This window comes from Litchfieldia stipae (assembly GCF_014837155.1).
Lineage (GTDB): Bacteria > Bacillota > Bacilli > Bacillales > Bacillaceae_L > Litchfieldia.
On sequence record NZ_JACYHA010000001.1, the window covers coordinates 75,429 to 94,472 of the forward strand.

Genomic DNA, 19,044 nt, shown 5'->3' on the forward strand with positions numbered 1-19,044 from the left:
CCAGTAGAAAAAAAACTCAAATTAGGCTCCAATTGATCTTTTCTTACCAATTTTCGGCTGCAAGCTTAACATAAGCTTTGTCTTTGATACTGAATAGATAACAAGGGCTGACCATATGAAGATAAATGTAATCATATGAGTTTTCGTAAATTCCTCATTATATAGGAACACACCAATCATCAAACTAATTGTAGGTGATACATATTGTATAATTCCGACCATCGTTAACGGAATTCGTCTAGCTGCCTGCGCGAACCAAAGTAGTGGTAAAGCAGTCGCCACACCAGCACCCATTAGTAATAATTGTTGTGAAATACTCGTTTGTGAGAATGTGTCCGTTCCATTAACAAAGCTAGATACTAAAAAGATTAATGCAACCGGCGTAATCAACATTGTTTCTAGCATTAAGCCAATTAGAGAATCAAGATTTGTTAACTTTTTCGCTAATCCATATAATCCAAAAGTTACAGCAAGTGTCAATGATACCCATGGAAAACTTCCGTATTGAAGGGTTAAAATTAACACCCCGACCCCTGCTAATGAGAAGGAAATGGTTTGCCAAAAGCTTACTCGTTCTTTTAATACGAGCACCCCTAATAATACACTTACTAAAGGATTAATATAGTAGCCTAAACTCGTCTCAATAATATGGTTATTGTTAACCGCCCAAATAAATATAAACCAATTACCGGTCACTAATATTGATGATAGGATAACACCTAGTAATATCTTTCGATTTTTCAGTAAATGTGTAACTTCATTTTTTAACTTCATTGCTTTCTTAGATAGAAAGATAATGACTAACACAAAAACAAATGACCAAACAATTCGATGTGCCAATATTTCTACAGCAGAAATTGTATCAAGCAACTTCCAATATAGAGGTAACACCCCCCAAAGCAAATACGCCATAAAGGCATACAATATCCCTGCATTATAGTCTTTCCGCCCTGCATCCTGCATTTGACTCAATCCCCACTTTAGAAAATGAAATGTACTTCAGATTTATTGACTTTTTCAAAAATATTTCGTAACTAGAAATAAAGAATAGATTCATTATAGGATTTATTTGTCATTTTAACAATAAAAACACATCGTAAATGTTTGTTCTTTTATGAAGAAAATTGTTGTTTTATTTAATGGTTCATTCGTGTTAGAGTAGTAAATATATGTATGTAGATATTAGATCAGGTTTGGTGAAACATGTTAATTAAATTACAAAGACGTACAAAATTATTAGTCTTAAATTTATTACGGATCAAAGATAAAGCCCATAGTATTGCACTTGGATTTTCAATTGGATTTATTATTAATTTTGTACCTTCCTTTGGTTTAGGTCCAATTATTTCAACAACTGCCGCAAGAATCTTTAGAGGTAATGCAATTGCAGGATTAATTGGAGGAGTATTATTCATTTGGATCTTTCCATTTTTATTTTACTTAAACCTTGTGATCGGTCATTTATTTGTTCCTATTGAAATGATAGAAAATGAGGGTGTACTTGATGATACTGGAGAGGTTCTTGCTACAGGCTTAACCATTGGTAAGGCTTTTATAGTAGGTATGTTCATTAATATTGTTTGGGCTAGTATTCTTACTTACTATACAATCTATTTTATCATCAACAAACATCGTGTCTCCTTATTAAGATTTATACACAAAAAATGGAACATCAAATCACCAAGAACATGAGAAGTCCCTAGACCTACTCTATTTCTGTATTAGCACAAAAAAAGAAGGGAAATCCTTCCCTTCACATTTATCTAAACATCTGATCATAATATTTTGAAGGTAACATCAACACGCCTAGCAAAGCAAAACTCATATATCCAAATATTGGATACAGAACTGAGATTAAAGAACTATACCCTAACAAACTTATCCCGTATGCTATCACGATAATCCCCATCATAATCATGACATTTGGCAATCTTATCATCTGCTTTAATTGCCGCTGCAAACCAAAAATGTCCCCAATCACAGACGTAAAAATTTCACCATATATAACAAAAATATAAATCCAATGTAAGGAAAGAAAGGTTGTCTTCATAACCTCAGCCATTGGGATCTCGAGCTCTAATACATCTGGTATAGAAGACAGGGATATATGACTTGATACTAAGATAAGACAAAGAGCCAATCCTCCGACGATACCTCCCCATTTAAGACTAGATTCATGCTTCACCTCTTTAGCTAAAGGAACTAATACAGCCTGTGCCATCGCAAGATTAAAAGCTGCATATGTAAATGGGGACACGAGCCAATCAAGGCTCCTCTGACTAGATTCGTCCGGAATAATAAATAATGACATTTCACCTTCGACAACTATTCTCAGTGCTATAATCGTACTAAAAAAAATTAACATTGGAACAACAACCATATTAACCCCATACAAACCCTTTATACCGAATAGTAACACTCCTATAGCAAGAATAATCGTAACGATCACTCCGCTCTGATACGGGAATCCTAATTGCTCGTGAAAGACGGCCCCCGCACCTGATAGCATAACAGATGTCACCCCAATTAAAACGATGAGCATTAATCCATTAATAAACCAACCTATTCTTCTCCCAAATAGATACTCATTAAATTCCATATAAGAATTCGCCCGTATTTGTCTTGCAATCATCATCATCTTTGCACCGAGCCACATAAATAGAATGCCAGTAATGATGATTCCCACTAATCCATAAATTCCATACTGTGTAAAAAATTCAACGATTTCTCTCCCTGTTGCAAATCCTGCTCCTACTACTGTACCAACATAAACAGCTGCTACTTGAAATACTTCTCTCCACTTTACCAACATTGCTGCACCTCACAAATGAACTTGGACTATGGTGAATAACTTCTATATTTATATGTTAATGAAGACTAATTAAGACGAGCTTTAGTAATTCATTTAACTGTTTAATAAAAGATTTATTTTCAGTCTAATATTAATTGGAGTTAATATTTGTAGGAGTCTGAATACACGTAGACTTCCGCAGAACGCGGAGTATATTCAGGCTGCAGCTTTAAAACAAGAAGGACCTTTATTACTTTCATTAGAATGAGGATTTTCCAATAATTAGCGCAATCAAAAAACTTGAAAGTCAAAAAAGGTCAAATTATAATATAGTCAAAGGTCAAAATTAGTCAAAACAAAGATTTTAGAAGGAGGACTTCTTAATGAAATGTCATGTATGTCAATCTAATGAAGCGACTGTTCAATTGAATATCCAATTAAATGATGAGTTAAAGCAAGTTCTTCTATGTAGTACTTGTTATTCAAAAGAGAAGAACAACTTTAAGATACCTTCAAACTCTAATGGTAGTTCACCATTTTCATTTGATGAAATGTTCAAGGGATTTTCTAACTTCAATACAAATAGTCAACAAGAAGCGAATTCAAAACAAGGCAAAAAGAACAATGGTTTCCTAGATCAATTTGGTCGAAATCTATCTCATATGGCACGTGCTGGTTTAATTGATCCTGTCATTGGACGAGATGAAGAAGTAGCAAGAGTCATTGAAATTTTAAATCGTCGTAATAAAAATAACCCTGTCTTAATTGGTGAGCCTGGAGTTGGTAAAACGGCCATCGTAGAAGGATTAGCATTAAAAATTGCTACAGGTGAGGTTCCTAATAAGCTACTTAATAAAGAAGTCTACTTACTTGATGTTGCTTCTTTAGTAGCAAATACAGGAGTTCGTGGTCAATTCGAAGAACGTATGAAAAAACTAATCTCAGAGCTTCAAAAACGGAAAAATGTGATTTTGTTTATAGATGAAATTCATTTAATTGTTGGTGCAGGTTCTGCAGAAGGCTCAATGGATGCTGGGAACATCTTAAAGCCTGCTTTAGCAAGAGGAGAACTACAACTTGTTGGGGCAACCACCTTAAAGGAATATCGTCAAATTGAAAAAGATGCAGCACTTGAACGAAGATTCCAACCCATTACTGTTCAAGAGCCTTCTATTGATGAAGCGATACTCATCCTTCAAGGTATCAAATCTAAATATGAAGATTTCCATGATGTTCTGTATACAAACGATGCAATTAACGCTTGTGTCACGTTATCACATCGATATATTCAAGATCGCTTTCTTCCAGATAAAGCAATCGACCTTCTGGATGAAGCTGGATCCAAAAAGAATCTCACCTTAAATAAACCAAATCTAAAAGAAATCCAAGAAAGACTAAGTGCCATCTCCTCTGAAAAAGAAAAAGCAGCATCTGAGGAAAACTATGAACTAGCTGCAAAACTAAGACATGAAGAAATACTTCTAGAAAAGCAGTTAGAAAAAGCAGAAAATCTCGACCAAAAAGGCACTGTTCATTTAGAAGATATCCAAGAGATTATTGAAAAGAAGACAGGGATCCCTGTTGGAAAACTTCATGAAAATGAACAAATGAAGATGAAACAACTAGAGCAAGCTTTAGCTAGCAAAGTCATTGGTCAGGATGAAGCTGTTAAGAAAGTCTCAAAAGCAATTAGACGTAGTCGTGCTGGTCTAAAGGCAAAAAATCGTCCAATAGGGAGCTTTTTATTTGTTGGTCCTACTGGTGTAGGTAAAACAGAATTATCCAAAGCCTTAGCTCAAGAATTATTCGGAACAAAGGAAAGCATGATACGTTTAGATATGAGTGAGTATATGGAGAAACATTCAATTTCAAAAATCATTGGTTCTCCTCCAGGCTATATTGGTCATGAAGAAGCAGGACAGTTAACTGAAAGAGTTCGTAGAAATCCTTATAGTATCATTTTATTAGATGAAATTGAGAAAGCACATCCAGATGTTCAGCATATGTTCTTGCAGATCTTAGAAGATGGTCGTTTAACTGATAGCCAAGGAAGAACAATCAACTTCAAAGAAACTGTTATCATCATGACGAGTAATGCTGGTGTTGGACATAAAAAGATTACGGTTGGCTTTGATCAATTTGGAACTGACGCAATCAAGGAAAGCACCATCTTAGAATCTCTTGGTTCATTCTTCAAGCCAGAATTCTTAAACAGATTTGATAGTATTATTGAATTCAAACAATTAGAAAAAACTCACCTTCTCCAAATTGTTGACTTATTGCTTGATGAGTTAAGAACAACTCTTCTCGACCAAAATGTCACAATCACTGTAGAAGAAGAAGCTAAACAAAAAATCGCTGAATTAGGCTATCATCCGACATTCGGAGCTCGTCCATTAAGACGAGTTATACAAGAACAGCTTGAGGATCAAATTGCTGATGTATTATTAGATCAAGAGGATGCAACAACTATCTTAATCAAACTAGAAGACAATCAAATCATTGCTATTAAAAATTAAATTCGAAAACACCTACCCATTTGGGTAGGTGTTTTTAGATAGATTTTGCTTTCTTTATTGGAATCACTATGTTCATTCTTGAGGCCATGCTGTGTAATAGCATTCCAATGATAATAATCCCAATTCCAATAATCGAGATGAAGCTTGGAAATGCTTCTTGTAGAAAAAGCATCTCTCCTATGATAACAAATAAGATTTGCGTTGATTGAGTTGCCTCGACAGCTGCTAGCTTCGGAGAATCGTCCTTCACCATATCAGTAGCAAAGAAAAAAAGCACTGTTGCAATAACACCCGAGCTTAATGCAACAATAAATGATTGAAACACCTGAGAACCGCTTGGCAATCCTTCTGTTGCATAACCTATAGAAGCAAGAGCAATCCAAAAAGGTAATGAGGCTAGTGTCATACCTAAAACACGACTAAAAGTATCCATATTCCCCTTACAATGCTCCATCATTTTTCTATTCCCTAATGGATAGGCGAAGGAAGCAATCAAAACTGGCAGAATACCGATAAGAAAGAGTTGTAGAGATAACCCTTGACTTGCTTGTTGAATTTGGATAATGATGATGCCAAGAAAGATAATACTTGAGAAAAGTAGGCCTTTGATAGGAATGGTTCTCCTTACCTTAATTGTTCCTTCATCAGTGTTCCTGTTCTCATAAAAGAGTGGGAAAATGAGGGCTCCAGCGATGATAGTAAATTGCCAGGTACCCGCTACTAACCACCCCGGACCTGATGCAGCAGCTAATGTAATGGGACCATAAAATAGTCCAAATCCGACTGTACTCCACAAAATCCATGTTTTTGGGTACGCTCGTAAATCCTTAAATAATCCTTTTAAATTACCTTTCATCAAAACAATGATCAGTAAAAATGGAATCATAAAAAAATATCTGAGTGAAGCACTCCATAACCAGCTTCCACCAGCTAATTCCATCGAGCGATTTAAAATGAAAGTAACTGCAAAAAAGACAGATGATACAATACCAATTAATATCGCCTTCATATCCTAAATCACTCCATATCTAGCTATAATCAAACCTTTGTAAACAAGCCCGGTCTTTTTCTAATTTTGGCACATATAGTTTAACTGAGGTGATCTAATGTCTTTGTCTTCAAAACTATTACTTGCCATTTCATTTCTTATCATTCTATTTAATGGATTCCCAAGTGGATATATTATTTTCCTTGAAAGACTCGGAACACTGTATGGGAATCTATTGTTTATCTTTACAAGCTTAATGGGTGCACTTTTTGCTTTTTTAATTGAAACAAACAATAAGCATGCCAAATTCTACGTAACATTTTGTATTATTAGCAATCTGATTATTGCTTGTTATCCAGTCTTCCTTCAGTTCTCAGCAAAATATCTTATGCCATCCCTGCTTAAGCATGTGCTATTTATTTTTTAATTTTCTTTATAATTGCTCAGTTAAAATGATTGGTCCATTTTTAGTAATGGCAATAGTATGTTCATATTGTGCGGACAATGACCCATCAACTGTTCTTGCAGTCCACCCATTGTTATCCATCTTAGAAGGCCAGTCTCCTACATTTATCATAGGTTCGATTGTGAATACCATACCCTCTTTTAATCTTAAGCCTTTATTGGGTAATCCAAAGTGAGGTACTTCTGGTGGTTCATGGAGGGTAGGTCCAATTCCATGACCAATAAATTCTCTCACAACAGAGAAGCCTTCTCCTTCTGCGAATGTTTGTATCGCATGCCCTATATCACCTATACGAGTACCAATCCCAGAAACCCCAATTCCCTTATATAAAGCTTCTTTGGTTACCTGTAATAATTTGCTCGCTTCTTCAGAAATCTCACCAACACCATATGACCATGCAGAATCAGCAAGAGCTCCGTTGTAATTAACGACCATATCAATTGTCACAATATCACCAGACTTTAATGGCGTTTTGCGAGGAAAACCATGACAAATTTCATCATTGATTGATGCACATGTTGCATATTTATAGCCTTTATAGCCTTTTTGTTCAGGTGTAGCATTATGTTTCTTTAAGAAATCTTCAACAAATTGATCGATGTACATAGTTGTCATACCTGGTTCAATGATTTTCGCAATTTCCTTATGACAATTCGCAAGAATCTTACCTGCCTCGTGCATTAATTGAATTTCTCTTTCTGTCTTCAAATGAATCATATTTAACCATCCTTTTTACTGAAATGAATATTCATAAATAAAGAAAAGCTAACCTTATACAGTAAGAACTTTCATAGTCATACCAATATAAGATCAGCTCTTGCCTATTTAATTTTTATAATTTTTTATCCTCTACACTATTTAACCATGTTTCGATTTCATCAACAACAGATTGAACTGTTCCATCTTCAAAAGGGGATAACAGGTTCGCAACCTGTACAAGCTCAGTAAATGGCTTACTTCCCCCTTCTTTACAAAGAGTTAAATAGTCACTCCAAGCGTTCTTATGATCTTCTCTTGACTTCTTCCAGAACTGAAATGCGCAAATTTGGGCAAGTGTATAATCAATGTAATAAAAAGCTGTCGTGTAAATATGGGATTGACGCTGCCAGAATCCACCGTTTTCTAAATACGTGTTCCCATCATAATCACGGTCAGGTAAGTACTTCTTCTCAATCTCACGCCACGCCAAATTACGCTCCTTTGGAGTTGCTGTTGGATTCTCATAGACAAAATGCTGAAATTCATCAACCGCTACACCATATGGAAGGAAGAGTAATGATTCACTTAAATGTGCGAACTTATATTTATCTGTATCCTCCTTAAAGAATAACTCCATCCATGGCCATGTGAAAAACTCCATACTCATTGAATGGATTTCACAAGCTTCATATGTCGGCCAGTTGTATTCTGGTACTTCAAAATGCCTGCTTGAATATACTTGGAAAGCATGGCCTGCTTCGTGAGTTAAGACATCAATATCACCAGAAGTTCCATTAAAGTTTGAGAATATGTAAGGTGATTTGTAGTCTTGAATATAGGTGCAATAGCCACCACCTGCTTTTCCTTTCTTAGCAACTAAATCCATCAGGTTATTGTCAATCATGTAGTTAAAAAACTCATTCGTTTCAGGCGAAAGCTCCTGATACATTTTCTTCCCGTTATCAATAATCCATTCAGGAGAACCTTTCGGTGTAGCATTTCCCGTGCTGAATTTAAATCCTTCATCATAATATTTCAAAGTATCTAAACCAATACGTTCAGATTGACGTTCTCTTAACTTAACTGATAAAGGAACAATATACTCTTTTACCTGATCCCTGAAATTAGCAACCATTTCAGCATTGTAATCAGTTCTTCCTAATCTTGCATAGCCTAGTTCAACATAGTTCTTATAGCCTAATTTCTTTGCAATGTTTGTTCTTACTTGAACAAGCTTGTCATAGAGTTCATCAAATTGCTTTTGATGTTGACTAAAGAACTCGAATCGAACTTCATTTGCTTTCTTACGCATATCACGATCTGTTGATTCTGCAAAAGGCTGAAGCTGTGCAAGAGTACGTTCTTCACCCTCAAACTCAATCTTTGCTGATGCAACAAGCTTTGTGTATTCAGAAGTAAGCTTGTTTTCCTGTTGCAACTCTTCCACAACCTCTGGAGAAAAGGTCTTAAGCTGTGTTTGGGCTAAAGCAAACAATTGCTTTCCCCATTTTGCCTCTAACTCTTTTTTAAACGGTGAGTTTACAAGTTCCTTATAATACTTAGTAACTAATCCTTGAACAAGTGGTTGTATTTCATCTAGATAATCCTGCTCTTCTTTATAGAACTCATCATTCGTATCAATCGTATGGCGAATATAGCATAGATTAAAGGCAGTATCTATTTTATTACGAATTCTATTAATTTCTTTCATCGCTTTATCTTGTTCTTCAATAGATTTAGCTTCTGTAAATAAATTTAGAGCTGTTGTAAATTCAATTTCAAATTCATCCATATTCGGACGACTATATTGAAAATCATTAAAATTCATTCAGACCCCTCTTTTCCTTTGATTGCTTAATAGTTAGTATATTCTACATGATTCTAATTAATCCTTTAATAGGGTCAACATATTCATTATAATATGTCATCATTTAAAAAACACACTTAAAGATTGGCGGAATATGTCGATATAATAGATAGATAGTAAAGTCGGACAACATAGTTTGTCATAGTATTTTATGAAAATATATAGAAGGTTTGGTGAAATAATGGATAAAACATCGCTTATAGGAATTGTACTTGGAATAGTAGCTGTTGGCGTAGGTATGGTATTAAAAGGCGTAGGTGTGGCTGCCCTTGTTAATCCTGCAGCAATATTGATGATTATTATTGGTACAGCAGCAGCCGTTATCATCGCATTTCCAAGTAGTGAAATTAAAAAGGTACCTCAGTTATTTGGCGTACTATTTAAAGAAACTAAAACGACTTCTATTGAAGAATTAATCCCTATGTTCACAGAGTGGGCAACAATTGCTAGAAAAGAAGGACTTCTAGCTCTTGAAGCAAAGGTTTCTGAGATTGATGATGAATTCTTAAGAAATGGATTAAGTATGGCGGTTGATGGTCAAAGCGCAGAATTTATTCGTGATGTCATGACAGAAGAAATTGAAGCAATGGAGGAACGTCATCAGGCAGGAGCTGCAATATTTACACAAGCTGGTACGTATGCTCCAACTCTTGGAGTATTAGGAGCTGTAGTAGGTTTAATTGCTGCACTTACTAACATGGCTGACACTGACGCATTAGGCCATGCGATTTCTGGTGCATTTATTGCAACATTACTTGGGATTTTCACTGGTTATGTCTTGTGGCATCCATTCGCAAACAAGCTAAAAAGAAAATCGAAGCTAGAAACAAAGGTTAAATACATTATGATTGAAGGCGTATTGTCAGTATTAGAAGGACAAGCACCAAGAGCAATTGAGCAAAAATTATCGACTTACTTATCGATAAAAGAACGTCAAAGAGTAACGACGACTGAAGGTGAAGCAATAAATGGCTAAGAAAAAGAAACATCAACATCATGATGAACATGTTGATGAATCATGGCTTATACCTTACGCAGATTTACTGACATTGCTTCTTGCATTATTTATTGTTCTTTTCGCATCAAGTACAGTTGATGTTCAAAAATACCAAGCAATTGCTAGTTCCTTTAATAATGCTTTTGTAGGTGGAACTGGAATTATGGACTTTGAGAATCCAGTTCCAGAACCAGCAGAGCCTCAGCCGATTACTGATGACAAACCAACTGAAGAAGAAAAAGAAAAAGAAGAAGAAGAAGAAAAACAAAAGGTAGCAGAACAAGAGGAATTACAAGAACTACAAGAAAAGATAAATGATTATATCTTTTCAAATCAACTTAATTCAAGCCTTGAAACTCAGTTAACTGAAGACGGTTTACTTGTAACTCTTCTTAACGACACTTTCTTTAATTCTGGAAGTGCAGAGGTTCGTAGCGAGGATGTTGTCCTTGCAAGAGAAATATCGCAATTTCTTGTCATGAATCCAGCTAGAAATATCATCGTAAGTGGACATACAGATAATGTACCAATACGAAACAGTCAATTTGATAGCAATTGGCATTTAAGTGTCATTAGATCAGTCAATTTCATGAAAATTCTATTGGAAAACAAAGAATTAGATCCACAAAAGTTCAGTTCAAAAGGATACGGTGAATTCCAGCCTGTTGCATCAAATGATACAGCAGAAGGCAGAAAACAAAACCGTCGAGTGGAAATATTAATATTACCTAATAACTAAATAAGCTGCTTGATCACAAAGGTATACTTTGTTTTCAAGTAGCTTATTTTTTTCATTCTAAATTGTTAATATCTCTTCAATACGATGTATGGCATCAAAGCTCAAATTCACTTCTGAGGCTCTGACATTCATCGCAATTTGCTCTGGATTTGATGCTCCTACCAACGTACTCGCTACATTATGTTGTCTTAGAATCCAAGAAAGCGCAAGCTCTGATAATGTAATATCTAATTCTAATGCGACCTCTTCAAGTCGATCTAATTTAGTCAGTACAATGTCATTAATAATCTTTTTCACCCAAGAATTCACTTGATCATTTGCTCCCCTACTCCCAGTTGGAATGCTTCCGCCTTTGTACTTACCCGTTAAAACACCTTGAGCAAGTGGAGAGAAAACGACTTGACCTATTCCATGCTTTTCACAGACGGGAATAATCTCGTCTTCTATATCTCTATGAAACATGTTATATTGTGGCTGATTCACAATAATTCGATCTAATAAATACTTATCTGCAATAGATACTGCCTCTTGGATTTGTGCAGCTGACCACTCACTAACTCCTGCATATAGAATTTTCCCCTGTCTAATTAAATCATCGATTGCTCGTAATGTTTCGTCTACTGGAGTTTCACTATCATAGCGGTGGCAATAAAAAATATCAACATAATCCAAATCCATACGATTGAGACTATTATGAACCTGTTCCATCACATGTTTGCGAGAGAGTCCACGATCATTTGGTCCATCGCCCATTACACCATAAGCCTTCGTAGTAATAACATAAGATTCTCTTGGGAAATTCTTTAAAGCTCTAGATAAGATTATCTCTCCTTGACCTCTTTCATAAACATTAGCAGAGTCAAAGAAGTTTACTCCCAATTCATATGCTTTATGTATAGTTTTTGTGGCAATTTCTTGATCCACTGTTTTCCCAAAGGTCAACCAACTACCCAAGCTAATTTCACTAACCTTTAAACCTGATCGACCTAATCGGCGATATTTCATTTTATATTGCCTCCTCAACGTCTGATAAACAAAATGTGCCTACTTAAAATTTATCAGAAATTTCCAATAACGTAAAGGTTATAACCTGGGAAATACTTAGTCGAATTTTGTTGAATATCTTTAAATATACAATTTATTTTATGGAAGGTTGTTATTTTATTATGATAAATTATGCAACTTAAATCTAGAACCATAAAAAAACAGAAGTGTTTGTTTTATATATTGATGAAATGAGGGAGTTTCTCTTTTCTTGTTTTGTACAAGACGGTGGTATTGGTTAATTAGCTCGTCCAATTCTTGACTTACCTTAATTGTCTCTTCGCTAGTGAACCCTTCAATAGTTGCTGTTGCTATCATTTCACTTCTTTTTTCACTTATATAGTCACGCAAATCGCCTATTTGGTATTCAGTCATTATTTCCATCTCATCTACCCCTTTTTTGCATCAAACAAAATAGTCACTTTGAGATTATTACAAATAATACTAAATATGTAAATAGGTTCGCAATATTAGACATTTTTTTCATGTTTTTTATGTCACATTTGTGAATTTTATCGATAATTCAATCAGAAAAAAACGCCATCTGTAGACAGAGGCATTTTTTCATCGAATTATTTTATTTGATCAACATGTGTCACTCTGAATTCTTTTTCTTCCAATTTTCGAATCACTTTTTTTACCTTTTCTTCTGTTAATTCCTTCGGTAAATTCAAGATGATTCTGCGCAAATATCTTTCCCCATTGTCTAGAGTCAATAAACCGTCTATGTTAATATCCTTAATTACTGAAACTAAATCCTTAATTGCACCTTTGTGCTCGATTGTTGCAATTGTTAGAGTATATCCACCCGTCTTCATTCCAAAAGAGTCTTCTAAAACATCCATTACGTTTGCATGCGTAATAATACCAATGAACTCGTTAGAATGATTAAGCACTGCAATGAATGGTAATCTTCGAATCGTAAGGAACGTTTTAAAAAAGGAGTCTTCTTCAAAGATATATGCATCTTGATTCTTAATCAATGATTCGATTGGATCTGATTCCGTTCCTTTTTTCTCGTATAAGTATTCGAGCAAATGAACCTTATAAATAAACCCTAGAAACTTTTTCCCGCCTTCTGCTAATACTGGAACAGAACGATACCCAATTTCTTTTAAATGTTCATATGCTTGACCAACAGTAAATGACTCATCACAGTACTTTACTTCATTTTTACTTACATAATTATAACGAATTTTCATGATCCCACTCCTCTCTATAGCTCTATTTTACCTTCTAAAAAGCATTATTGATAGACTGATTAAAAAAATATCTTTCACCTACATACTAGTTAAAAAGCTTCAATGATTTAATTCGAGCAGCTGCTTCTTTTAATCTCTCCTCATTCGTCAGGAGTCCTACTCGAACGTAGCCTTCACCAAATTTTCCAAATCCAATTCCTGGTGCTACTACTACATGAGCTTGTTGTAATAAAAGATCAGCAAAGCTTTCAGATGTGTATCCTTGTGGTACCTTTAACCAAGCAAAGAATGAGCCAGCTGGCGCCTTCACTTCCCAGCCAATATCTTGTAAAGCGGAAATTAAGGTATTTCTTCTTGAGTCATATAAGTCTACTAACTGATTGACACATTCTTGAGATCCTAATAAGGCCGTTGCAGCAGCTTCTTGTATGCCCCCAAATAAACTCACAAACATATGATCTTGAAGGAGGTTAATCGCTTCTATGACACTTGCGTTACCGACTGCAAATCCGACTCGCCAGCCTGCCATATTATACGTTTTTGAAAGCGTGTAAATCTCAATTCCGATATCCTTCGCTCCTTTTGTTTCAAGAAAGCTAATCGGCTTCTTCCCATCAAAGCCAATCGCACCATACGCAAAGTCATGGACAACACAAATATCATTATTTGTTGCAAAATCAACTGTTTCCTCAAAAAACTCCTTTGTTGCAATCGCTCCAGTTGGATTATTCGGATAGTTTAATAGCATTAATTTTGCTTTTTCTATAACGTCTTCAGACAGAGTTGAATAATCCGGAAGGAACCCATTCTCTTCTAAAAGCGGCATATATTCCATGACTCCTCGCGCTAATTCAATACCTGACCAATAATCTGGATATCCTGGGTCTGGTACTAACGCAACATCTCCTGGGTTCATCAGACACTGCGGTATTTCAACAAGGCCTGCCTTCCCACCAAAAAGAATAGCAACTTCTTTTTCTGGGTCTAATTCAACACCATATTCTCTTTTGTAAAAGGTCGAAACTGCTTCCTTAAGAAATCCATGTCCTCTAAAAGGCGAATATTTATGATGAATTGGTTGCTCACAAGACTCCTGTAAGGACGACACGATATGCGAAGGGGTTGGTTGATCTGGGTTACCTTGGCCTAAATTAATCACATCATGCCCTTGTGCAATCACTTCACCTACTTTTTGTACTAAAGTAGCAAAAAATTGCTTCGGCATTCTTTTTAACAGTTCTGATTGTTCAAATTGTCTCATTGTCACACACCTCAAATAATTCTTGAAATTATAGTCACAAATCATATATTGTTAATAACAACTTGTAAAGTATTTTTTGAAAAGAGGTATCATTTATGAATGTAAAAGTAGCACTTATTCAGCTAGATATTGCCTTTGGTCAGCCATTCAAGAATATCAAATCTGTTGAAGATAAGATAGTCAATCTTATGATTCAAGAAGAAAAACCGGATGTTATTGTATTACCCGAGCTATGGACAACTGGCTATGACTTAACAAGACTTGATGAACTTGCCGATATTGACGGCAAGGAAACAATTGAATTGATGAGTCATTTAGCTAAAAAGTACGATGTCAATATTATTGCAGGCTCGATTGCAAAAGGAAGCGAGCAAGGTGTGACCAATACTATGTTTGTCTTTGACCGTTCAGGCTCGCTATCTGGAGAGTATAGTAAATTGCATTTGTTCCAGTTAATGGATGAACACCATTATTTGCAGCCTGGACAGGAAAAGGGATTATTTGAAATAGATGGTGTCCCTTCTGCTGGATTGATTTGCTATGATATTCGGTTCCCAGAATGGATTAGAGCACATACTACGAGAGGCGCGGAGGTTATCTTTGTGGTAGCTGAATGGCCACTTCCGCGCTTAAATCATTGGAAGGCACTCCTAATAAGTCGAGCAATAGAGAATCAATGTTATGTTGTTGCTTGTAACCGTGCTGGGCAGGATCCAAACAATACATTTGCTGGACATTCTTTGATTATTGATCCTTGGGGGGAAATTCTTGCTGAAGCAGATAGGGAAGAATCTATCTTAGAAGGAACACTTGAGCTTGAAAAAGTAAAATATGTTCGCAAGCAAATTCCCATCTTTCAAGATCGACGTCCAACATTTTATGAATAACATTGAAAGATCTGTTAAAACCTCAGCTTGAATTCACTACAGAATGTGGTAAAGAAGCATGAAAATGATTGACAATTTCATCATTTTCTTGTTAGAATTCGAATCAAGTGAAAAATTACTGAAATTTAAAAGAAATAAATACATATGTATCTCTTATCAAGAGCAGGCAGAGGGATTTGGCCCGATGAAGCCCAGCAACCGACCGTAATACCATTGTGAAATGGGGCGCATTACTTATAATGAGCCGAAAACAAGGCACGGTGCTAATTCCAACAGAAAGTAATTACTTTCTGGCAGATAAGAGGTGAGAAGTGACCACTTCAAGCCTCTTTCAAACTGGAAGAGGCTTTTTTAGCCTCAAAAACTGTTATCATACTTTTTTGGAGGTCATAATATGTCCGTTACAACTAATCCATCTTATAAACCATTAACCGATAATACCGCTATTGCCTTAGCTAAAAGACTAAAGCTATTCGAAGAAAATGCCGCTTTAACTTCATATCAACTTGATGATGGTCATTCAAATCTTTTATTTCGTATCATAGATGAAAAAAACAAAAGAGGAATCATCATTAAGCAAGCTAAATCTATCCTGGATGCATCAATAGAAGGAAATTCATTATTTATTTCAGGGAATAGTGTTCCAGAATTCGTTCCTAAGGTGTATTACCATGATTCTAGTCTAGCAGTAACAGTGATGGAGGATTTATCTCATTTGCAAACTTCTCGTAAAGGACTCATCGAAAGAAAGTCCCTCCCCTCCCTTTCAAAGCATATTGGTACATATCTAGCACGAACACTGTTTTATACTTCTGACTTTGCTTTAGGCTCTAAGAAAAAGAAAGAATTGCTCCACACATTTATTAAATCTGAGTCATGTAAATTAACAGATGAGCTTGTTTTTTCAATTCCTTTTTTTAATATCGATTCACCTCCCCTAGCAGTGGATTTGGAGAAGGATGTTCAACAGATTTTGAATAATCAGGAGTTGAAAATTGAGGTTGGAAATCTTAAGCGAAAATTTCTCACACAGGCTGATGCACTTATACATGGAAACCTACATACTGGTAATATCTTAGCTAATGATATTGAAACAAAGGTAATTGACCCAAGCTTTGCTTTCTATGGTCCTTTTGGCTATGATATTGGTCAATTTATGGCACATTTAATTATCCTAGCTATCTCACAAAATGAAGCTGATCGCCAGACTTTATTAGACCATATTGACTGTACATGGCAAGTGTTCACAGACACCTTCAGAGAATTATGGATGAATGGAAATCAGGAAATATATTCAACAGTCGATGGTTTTATTGACGAAATAGTAAAGGAAATATTTGAGGATGCCATTGGGTTTGCTGGATGTGAACTTATTAGGCAAACAACCAATGTAGCTCATGCTACAGTTTTAGATCAAATTACTGAAAAAACAGCCCGACTCAAAGCAAAGCGCTATGCCTTATCATTAGGACAACAATTAATTACAAACAGAAGGACTTTTAGTGAAACAAAGCATATTAATGAATATATTAACAACTACGCAAAAAAAACAGTAGTCTCATAGAGCTTACTGTTTTTTTCACTTTGTAGATTTCTATAATTTGAATTTCAAAATCATTGTGTTTAACTGCACTGCCAGCTCAGATAATACTTCAGCATGTTCTGAGATATTCTCCATCGCACTATTTGTTTGCTGTACTGATGCCGATGTTTGTTCAATTCCAGCTGCTGATTCCTCAGAAACGGAAGCGATGTTTTCAATCGAGCTATTTATCTCAACAGTATTATTCGTTACTTCTAATAGATGCTCTGAAATCCCTTTAATATTGTCTACCATCTTTGTAACATCTACATTTATATCGCTAAAGGTTTGCCCTGTTATATCAATTTTCTGCGTACCAATTTCAACCTCTTTATATCCAAGTTGTAATGAATCCGCCACACTTTTTGATTCCTGTTGAATACTACCAACAATATCTGTAATATCAGAAACGGAATCTGCCACTTGCACAGCAAGCTTTCTAACCTCATCTGCTACAACAGCAAATCCTCTTCCATGATCTCCGGCTCTGGCTGCTTCGATGGCTGCATTTAGTGCAAGTAAATTTGTTTGATCTGCAATATCTTTAATTACTTTGACAAGCGTTGAAATTTGCTTTGTCTGTGTATCTAGTCCATTAACTTTTTCTACAGAAGTTTTCATAATTTCATTGATCTTATTCATTTGCTCTGTAGATTCATTCATAAATAAATTCCCTTTTTGGGTCATCTCTAGTACTTGAACAGATGATTGGTTGATATGCTGACCATTACTATTTGCTATTTGAATACGGTTCGTAAAATTCTCCATCAATTCTGTTAATAGGTTTGCAGTATTTGCTTGCTCTTCTGCACCAGTAGATAACTCTTGCATTGTCGATGAAACCTGTTGACTAGCAGCTTTAACCTCATTTGAAGAAACGGTTAAAATCTCACTTTTTTCAGTAACCTGTGTAGAAACAGCTGTAATTTCTTGGATCATTGATTGTAAGCTATTACGCATTTCATTAATCGCACGGCTTAACACACTCACTTCATCTTTGCCAGACGCCTCTATTTCATCAACATTAAGATTCCCTTTTGCAATGTTTTCTGAGACATCTATTAAGTTAGTAAATTGTTTTGTCAGCTGTCTACTAATAAAGAGCATGATGGAAATTCCAATGATCGTCGCAATCACAATAGAAGCAATAAGAACAAAAATAGTAGCACCTATACTAGATGTAGCATTGCTAACAGAGTTACTACTTTGAGTCTTCAAACTATCTCTCAATTCATTTAATAGACTTAAATTAAGACTAATTAACTCATCTGATTGAGTAGCAAATTTCCTGCTCTCTATCATTTGCTGTTCTTTAACTGCAGGGACAACTGACTCGTTAAATAACGCAACTAATATTTCCTTATTATTAACAATTGATGAATACATTTTTTTCATTGATTCTGTTTCCATCGCTGCCTCTACTTGCTTAATCTGCTCATCAAATTCTGTCTTTTTTAATTCAAAACCATTTAAGTGCTTAATATCATTAGATTGTATGTATAACCTTACTTCACTTCCTAATTCCTGAAATGTAGTAGCCATTTCTGTAATGATAATCGCATTATCTCCATCTTGTTGAACATTTTTCATTTCATTTTGTACCATTGATAGTTGAAAGAAGATAATTACTGATGAAATGGCAAATAATATAGTTGTAATCGAAAACGCAACTGCGAACTTTTGCCCTATTTTTAAATTTTTCCATGCCTTTAATTTGAGAATCTTGTTATGTAATTTGCTTTCCCTATTATTTTGTTTCATTTTAGCAAGGGTTTTCGTTATCCAAGCTGAAATCTTCCTCATTTTTTTGCCCCCTATTTTTCGTAAAACTTTGAATTGTATAATTTCATTACATTATAGCGCACTTTGTCGTAATTTGAAATAATATGATGAATTTTGACAAAATTCGCTTAAATGTTTTCCTTAAAGCTATTATCGGCTCGAACTCTGAAAATTTAAATAAAAAAATAAGTAGATTTAAAAAATCTACTTATTTTTTCAA

Annotated in this window: 17 protein-coding genes and 1 riboswitch; of the genes, 7 read left to right on the forward strand and 10 right to left on the reverse strand. The window is 35.2% G+C overall.

Features of this window, described 5'->3' with window-relative positions; genetic code table 11:
• Window positions 1–21: 21 nt before the first annotated feature.
• Window positions 22–963: an EamA family transporter RarD gene (rarD, locus tag F7888_RS00355; protein ID WP_191775992.1), complete on the reverse strand. Its 942-nt coding sequence runs from the start codon at window positions 961–963 to the stop codon at window positions 22–24.
• A gap of 240 nt (window positions 964–1,203) precedes the next feature.
• On the opposite strand from rarD, the gene F7888_RS00360 reads away from it, so the two are divergent.
• Window positions 1,204–1,692: a DUF2062 domain-containing protein gene (locus F7888_RS00360; protein ID WP_191775995.1), complete on the forward strand. Its 489-nt coding sequence runs from the start codon at window positions 1,204–1,206 to the stop codon at window positions 1,690–1,692.
• A gap of 67 nt (window positions 1,693–1,759) precedes the next feature.
• On the opposite strand, the gene F7888_RS00365 is transcribed toward F7888_RS00360, so the two are convergent.
• Entirely contained in the window at window positions 1,760–2,812 is a 1,053-nt protein-coding gene (locus tag F7888_RS00365) for a YkvI family membrane protein (RefSeq protein WP_191775998.1), read from the reverse strand.
• 362 nt (window positions 2,813–3,174) lie between these two features.
• Between F7888_RS00365 and F7888_RS00370 the strand changes: the two genes are divergently transcribed.
• Complete coding sequence (locus F7888_RS00370; protein WP_191776001.1) at window positions 3,175–5,310, forward strand: ATP-dependent Clp protease ATP-binding subunit; 2,136 nt, start codon at window positions 3,175–3,177, stop codon at window positions 5,308–5,310.
• A gap of 34 nt (window positions 5,311–5,344) precedes the next feature.
• On the opposite strand, the gene F7888_RS00375 is transcribed toward F7888_RS00370, so the two are convergent.
• Entirely contained in the window at window positions 5,345–6,319 is a 975-nt protein-coding gene (locus F7888_RS00375) for a DMT family transporter (protein WP_191776004.1), read from the reverse strand.
• A gap of 103 nt (window positions 6,320–6,422) precedes the next feature.
• On the opposite strand from F7888_RS00375, the gene F7888_RS00380 reads away from it, so the two are divergent.
• Window positions 6,423–6,725 (forward strand): hypothetical protein, encoded by a 303-nt coding sequence (locus tag F7888_RS00380; RefSeq protein ID WP_191776008.1) that lies wholly within the window; start codon window positions 6,423–6,425, stop codon window positions 6,723–6,725.
• Window positions 6,726–6,731: 6 nt separating this feature from the next.
• On the opposite strand, the gene map is transcribed toward F7888_RS00380, so the two are convergent.
• Together map and F7888_RS00390 are read right to left on the reverse strand one after the other, a co-directional pair.
• Window positions 6,732–7,481: a type I methionyl aminopeptidase gene (map, locus tag F7888_RS00385; RefSeq protein WP_191776010.1), complete on the reverse strand. Its 750-nt coding sequence runs from the start codon at window positions 7,479–7,481 to the stop codon at window positions 6,732–6,734.
• A gap of 115 nt (window positions 7,482–7,596) precedes the next feature.
• Window positions 7,597–9,291, reverse strand: coding sequence for a M3 family oligoendopeptidase (locus F7888_RS00390; RefSeq protein ID WP_191776014.1), 1,695 nt, complete (start codon window positions 9,289–9,291; stop codon window positions 7,597–7,599).
• A 220-nt stretch (window positions 9,292–9,511) separates the two neighbouring features.
• Here F7888_RS00390 and motA point away from each other — a divergent pair, with 220 nt between their 5' ends.
• The gene (gene motA / locus F7888_RS00395) at window positions 9,512–10,306 is read left to right on the forward strand and encodes a flagellar motor stator protein MotA (protein ID WP_191776017.1); all 795 of its coding nucleotides are present in this window, start codon (window positions 9,512–9,514) and stop codon (window positions 10,304–10,306) included.
• The gene (gene motB, locus F7888_RS00400) at window positions 10,299–11,066 is read left to right on the forward strand and encodes a flagellar motor protein MotB (protein ID WP_191776020.1); all 768 of its coding nucleotides are present in this window, start codon (window positions 10,299–10,301) and stop codon (window positions 11,064–11,066) included. Before motA ends, motB begins: the two co-directional genes overlap by 8 nt.
• Window positions 11,067–11,123: 57 nt before the next feature.
• Here the strand turns inward: motB and F7888_RS00405 are convergent, their stop codons facing one another.
• The 4 genes from F7888_RS00405 to F7888_RS00420 form a co-directional block, all read right to left on the reverse strand.
• On the reverse strand, window positions 11,124–12,071 hold the full coding sequence (locus F7888_RS00405; RefSeq protein ID WP_191776024.1) for an aldo/keto reductase family protein: 948 nt from the start codon (window positions 12,069–12,071) through the stop codon (window positions 11,124–11,126).
• A 159-nt stretch (window positions 12,072–12,230) separates the two neighbouring features.
• The gene (locus F7888_RS00410; RefSeq protein ID WP_225228518.1) at window positions 12,231–12,494 is read right to left on the reverse strand and encodes an aspartyl-phosphate phosphatase Spo0E family protein; all 264 of its coding nucleotides are present in this window, start codon (window positions 12,492–12,494) and stop codon (window positions 12,231–12,233) included.
• A gap of 188 nt (window positions 12,495–12,682) precedes the next feature.
• Window positions 12,683–13,312, reverse strand: coding sequence for a cyclic di-AMP binding protein CbpA (gene cbpA, locus F7888_RS00415; protein ID WP_191776027.1), 630 nt, complete (start codon window positions 13,310–13,312; stop codon window positions 12,683–12,685).
• An 85-nt stretch (window positions 13,313–13,397) separates the two neighbouring features.
• On the reverse strand, window positions 13,398–14,573 hold the full coding sequence (locus F7888_RS00420) for a pyridoxal phosphate-dependent aminotransferase (protein ID WP_191776030.1): 1,176 nt from the start codon (window positions 14,571–14,573) through the stop codon (window positions 13,398–13,400).
• 95 nt (window positions 14,574–14,668) lie between these two features.
• On the opposite strand from F7888_RS00420, the gene F7888_RS00425 reads away from it, so the two are divergent.
• Both F7888_RS00425 and mtnK read left to right on the forward strand, forming a co-directional pair.
• Window positions 14,669–15,460, forward strand: a complete 792-nt coding sequence (locus F7888_RS00425; protein WP_191776033.1) for a carbon-nitrogen family hydrolase — start codon at window positions 14,669–14,671, stop codon at window positions 15,458–15,460.
• 150 nt (window positions 15,461–15,610) lie between these two features.
• Window positions 15,611–15,764, forward strand: a riboswitch (SAM riboswitch).
• 90 nt (window positions 15,765–15,854) lie between these two features.
• The gene (mtnK, locus tag F7888_RS00430) at window positions 15,855–17,024 is read left to right on the forward strand and encodes an S-methyl-5-thioribose kinase (protein WP_191776036.1); all 1,170 of its coding nucleotides are present in this window, start codon (window positions 15,855–15,857) and stop codon (window positions 17,022–17,024) included.
• Window positions 17,025–17,054: 30 nt separating this feature from the next.
• Here mtnK and F7888_RS00435 read toward each other — a convergent pair whose 3' ends face one another.
• Window positions 17,055–18,845 carry a methyl-accepting chemotaxis protein gene (locus tag F7888_RS00435; RefSeq protein WP_191776039.1) on the reverse strand — a complete coding sequence of 597 codons (1,791 nt, stop codon included), beginning with the start codon at window positions 18,843–18,845 and terminating at the stop codon, window positions 17,055–17,057.
• Window positions 18,846–19,044: the final 199 nt, after the last annotated feature.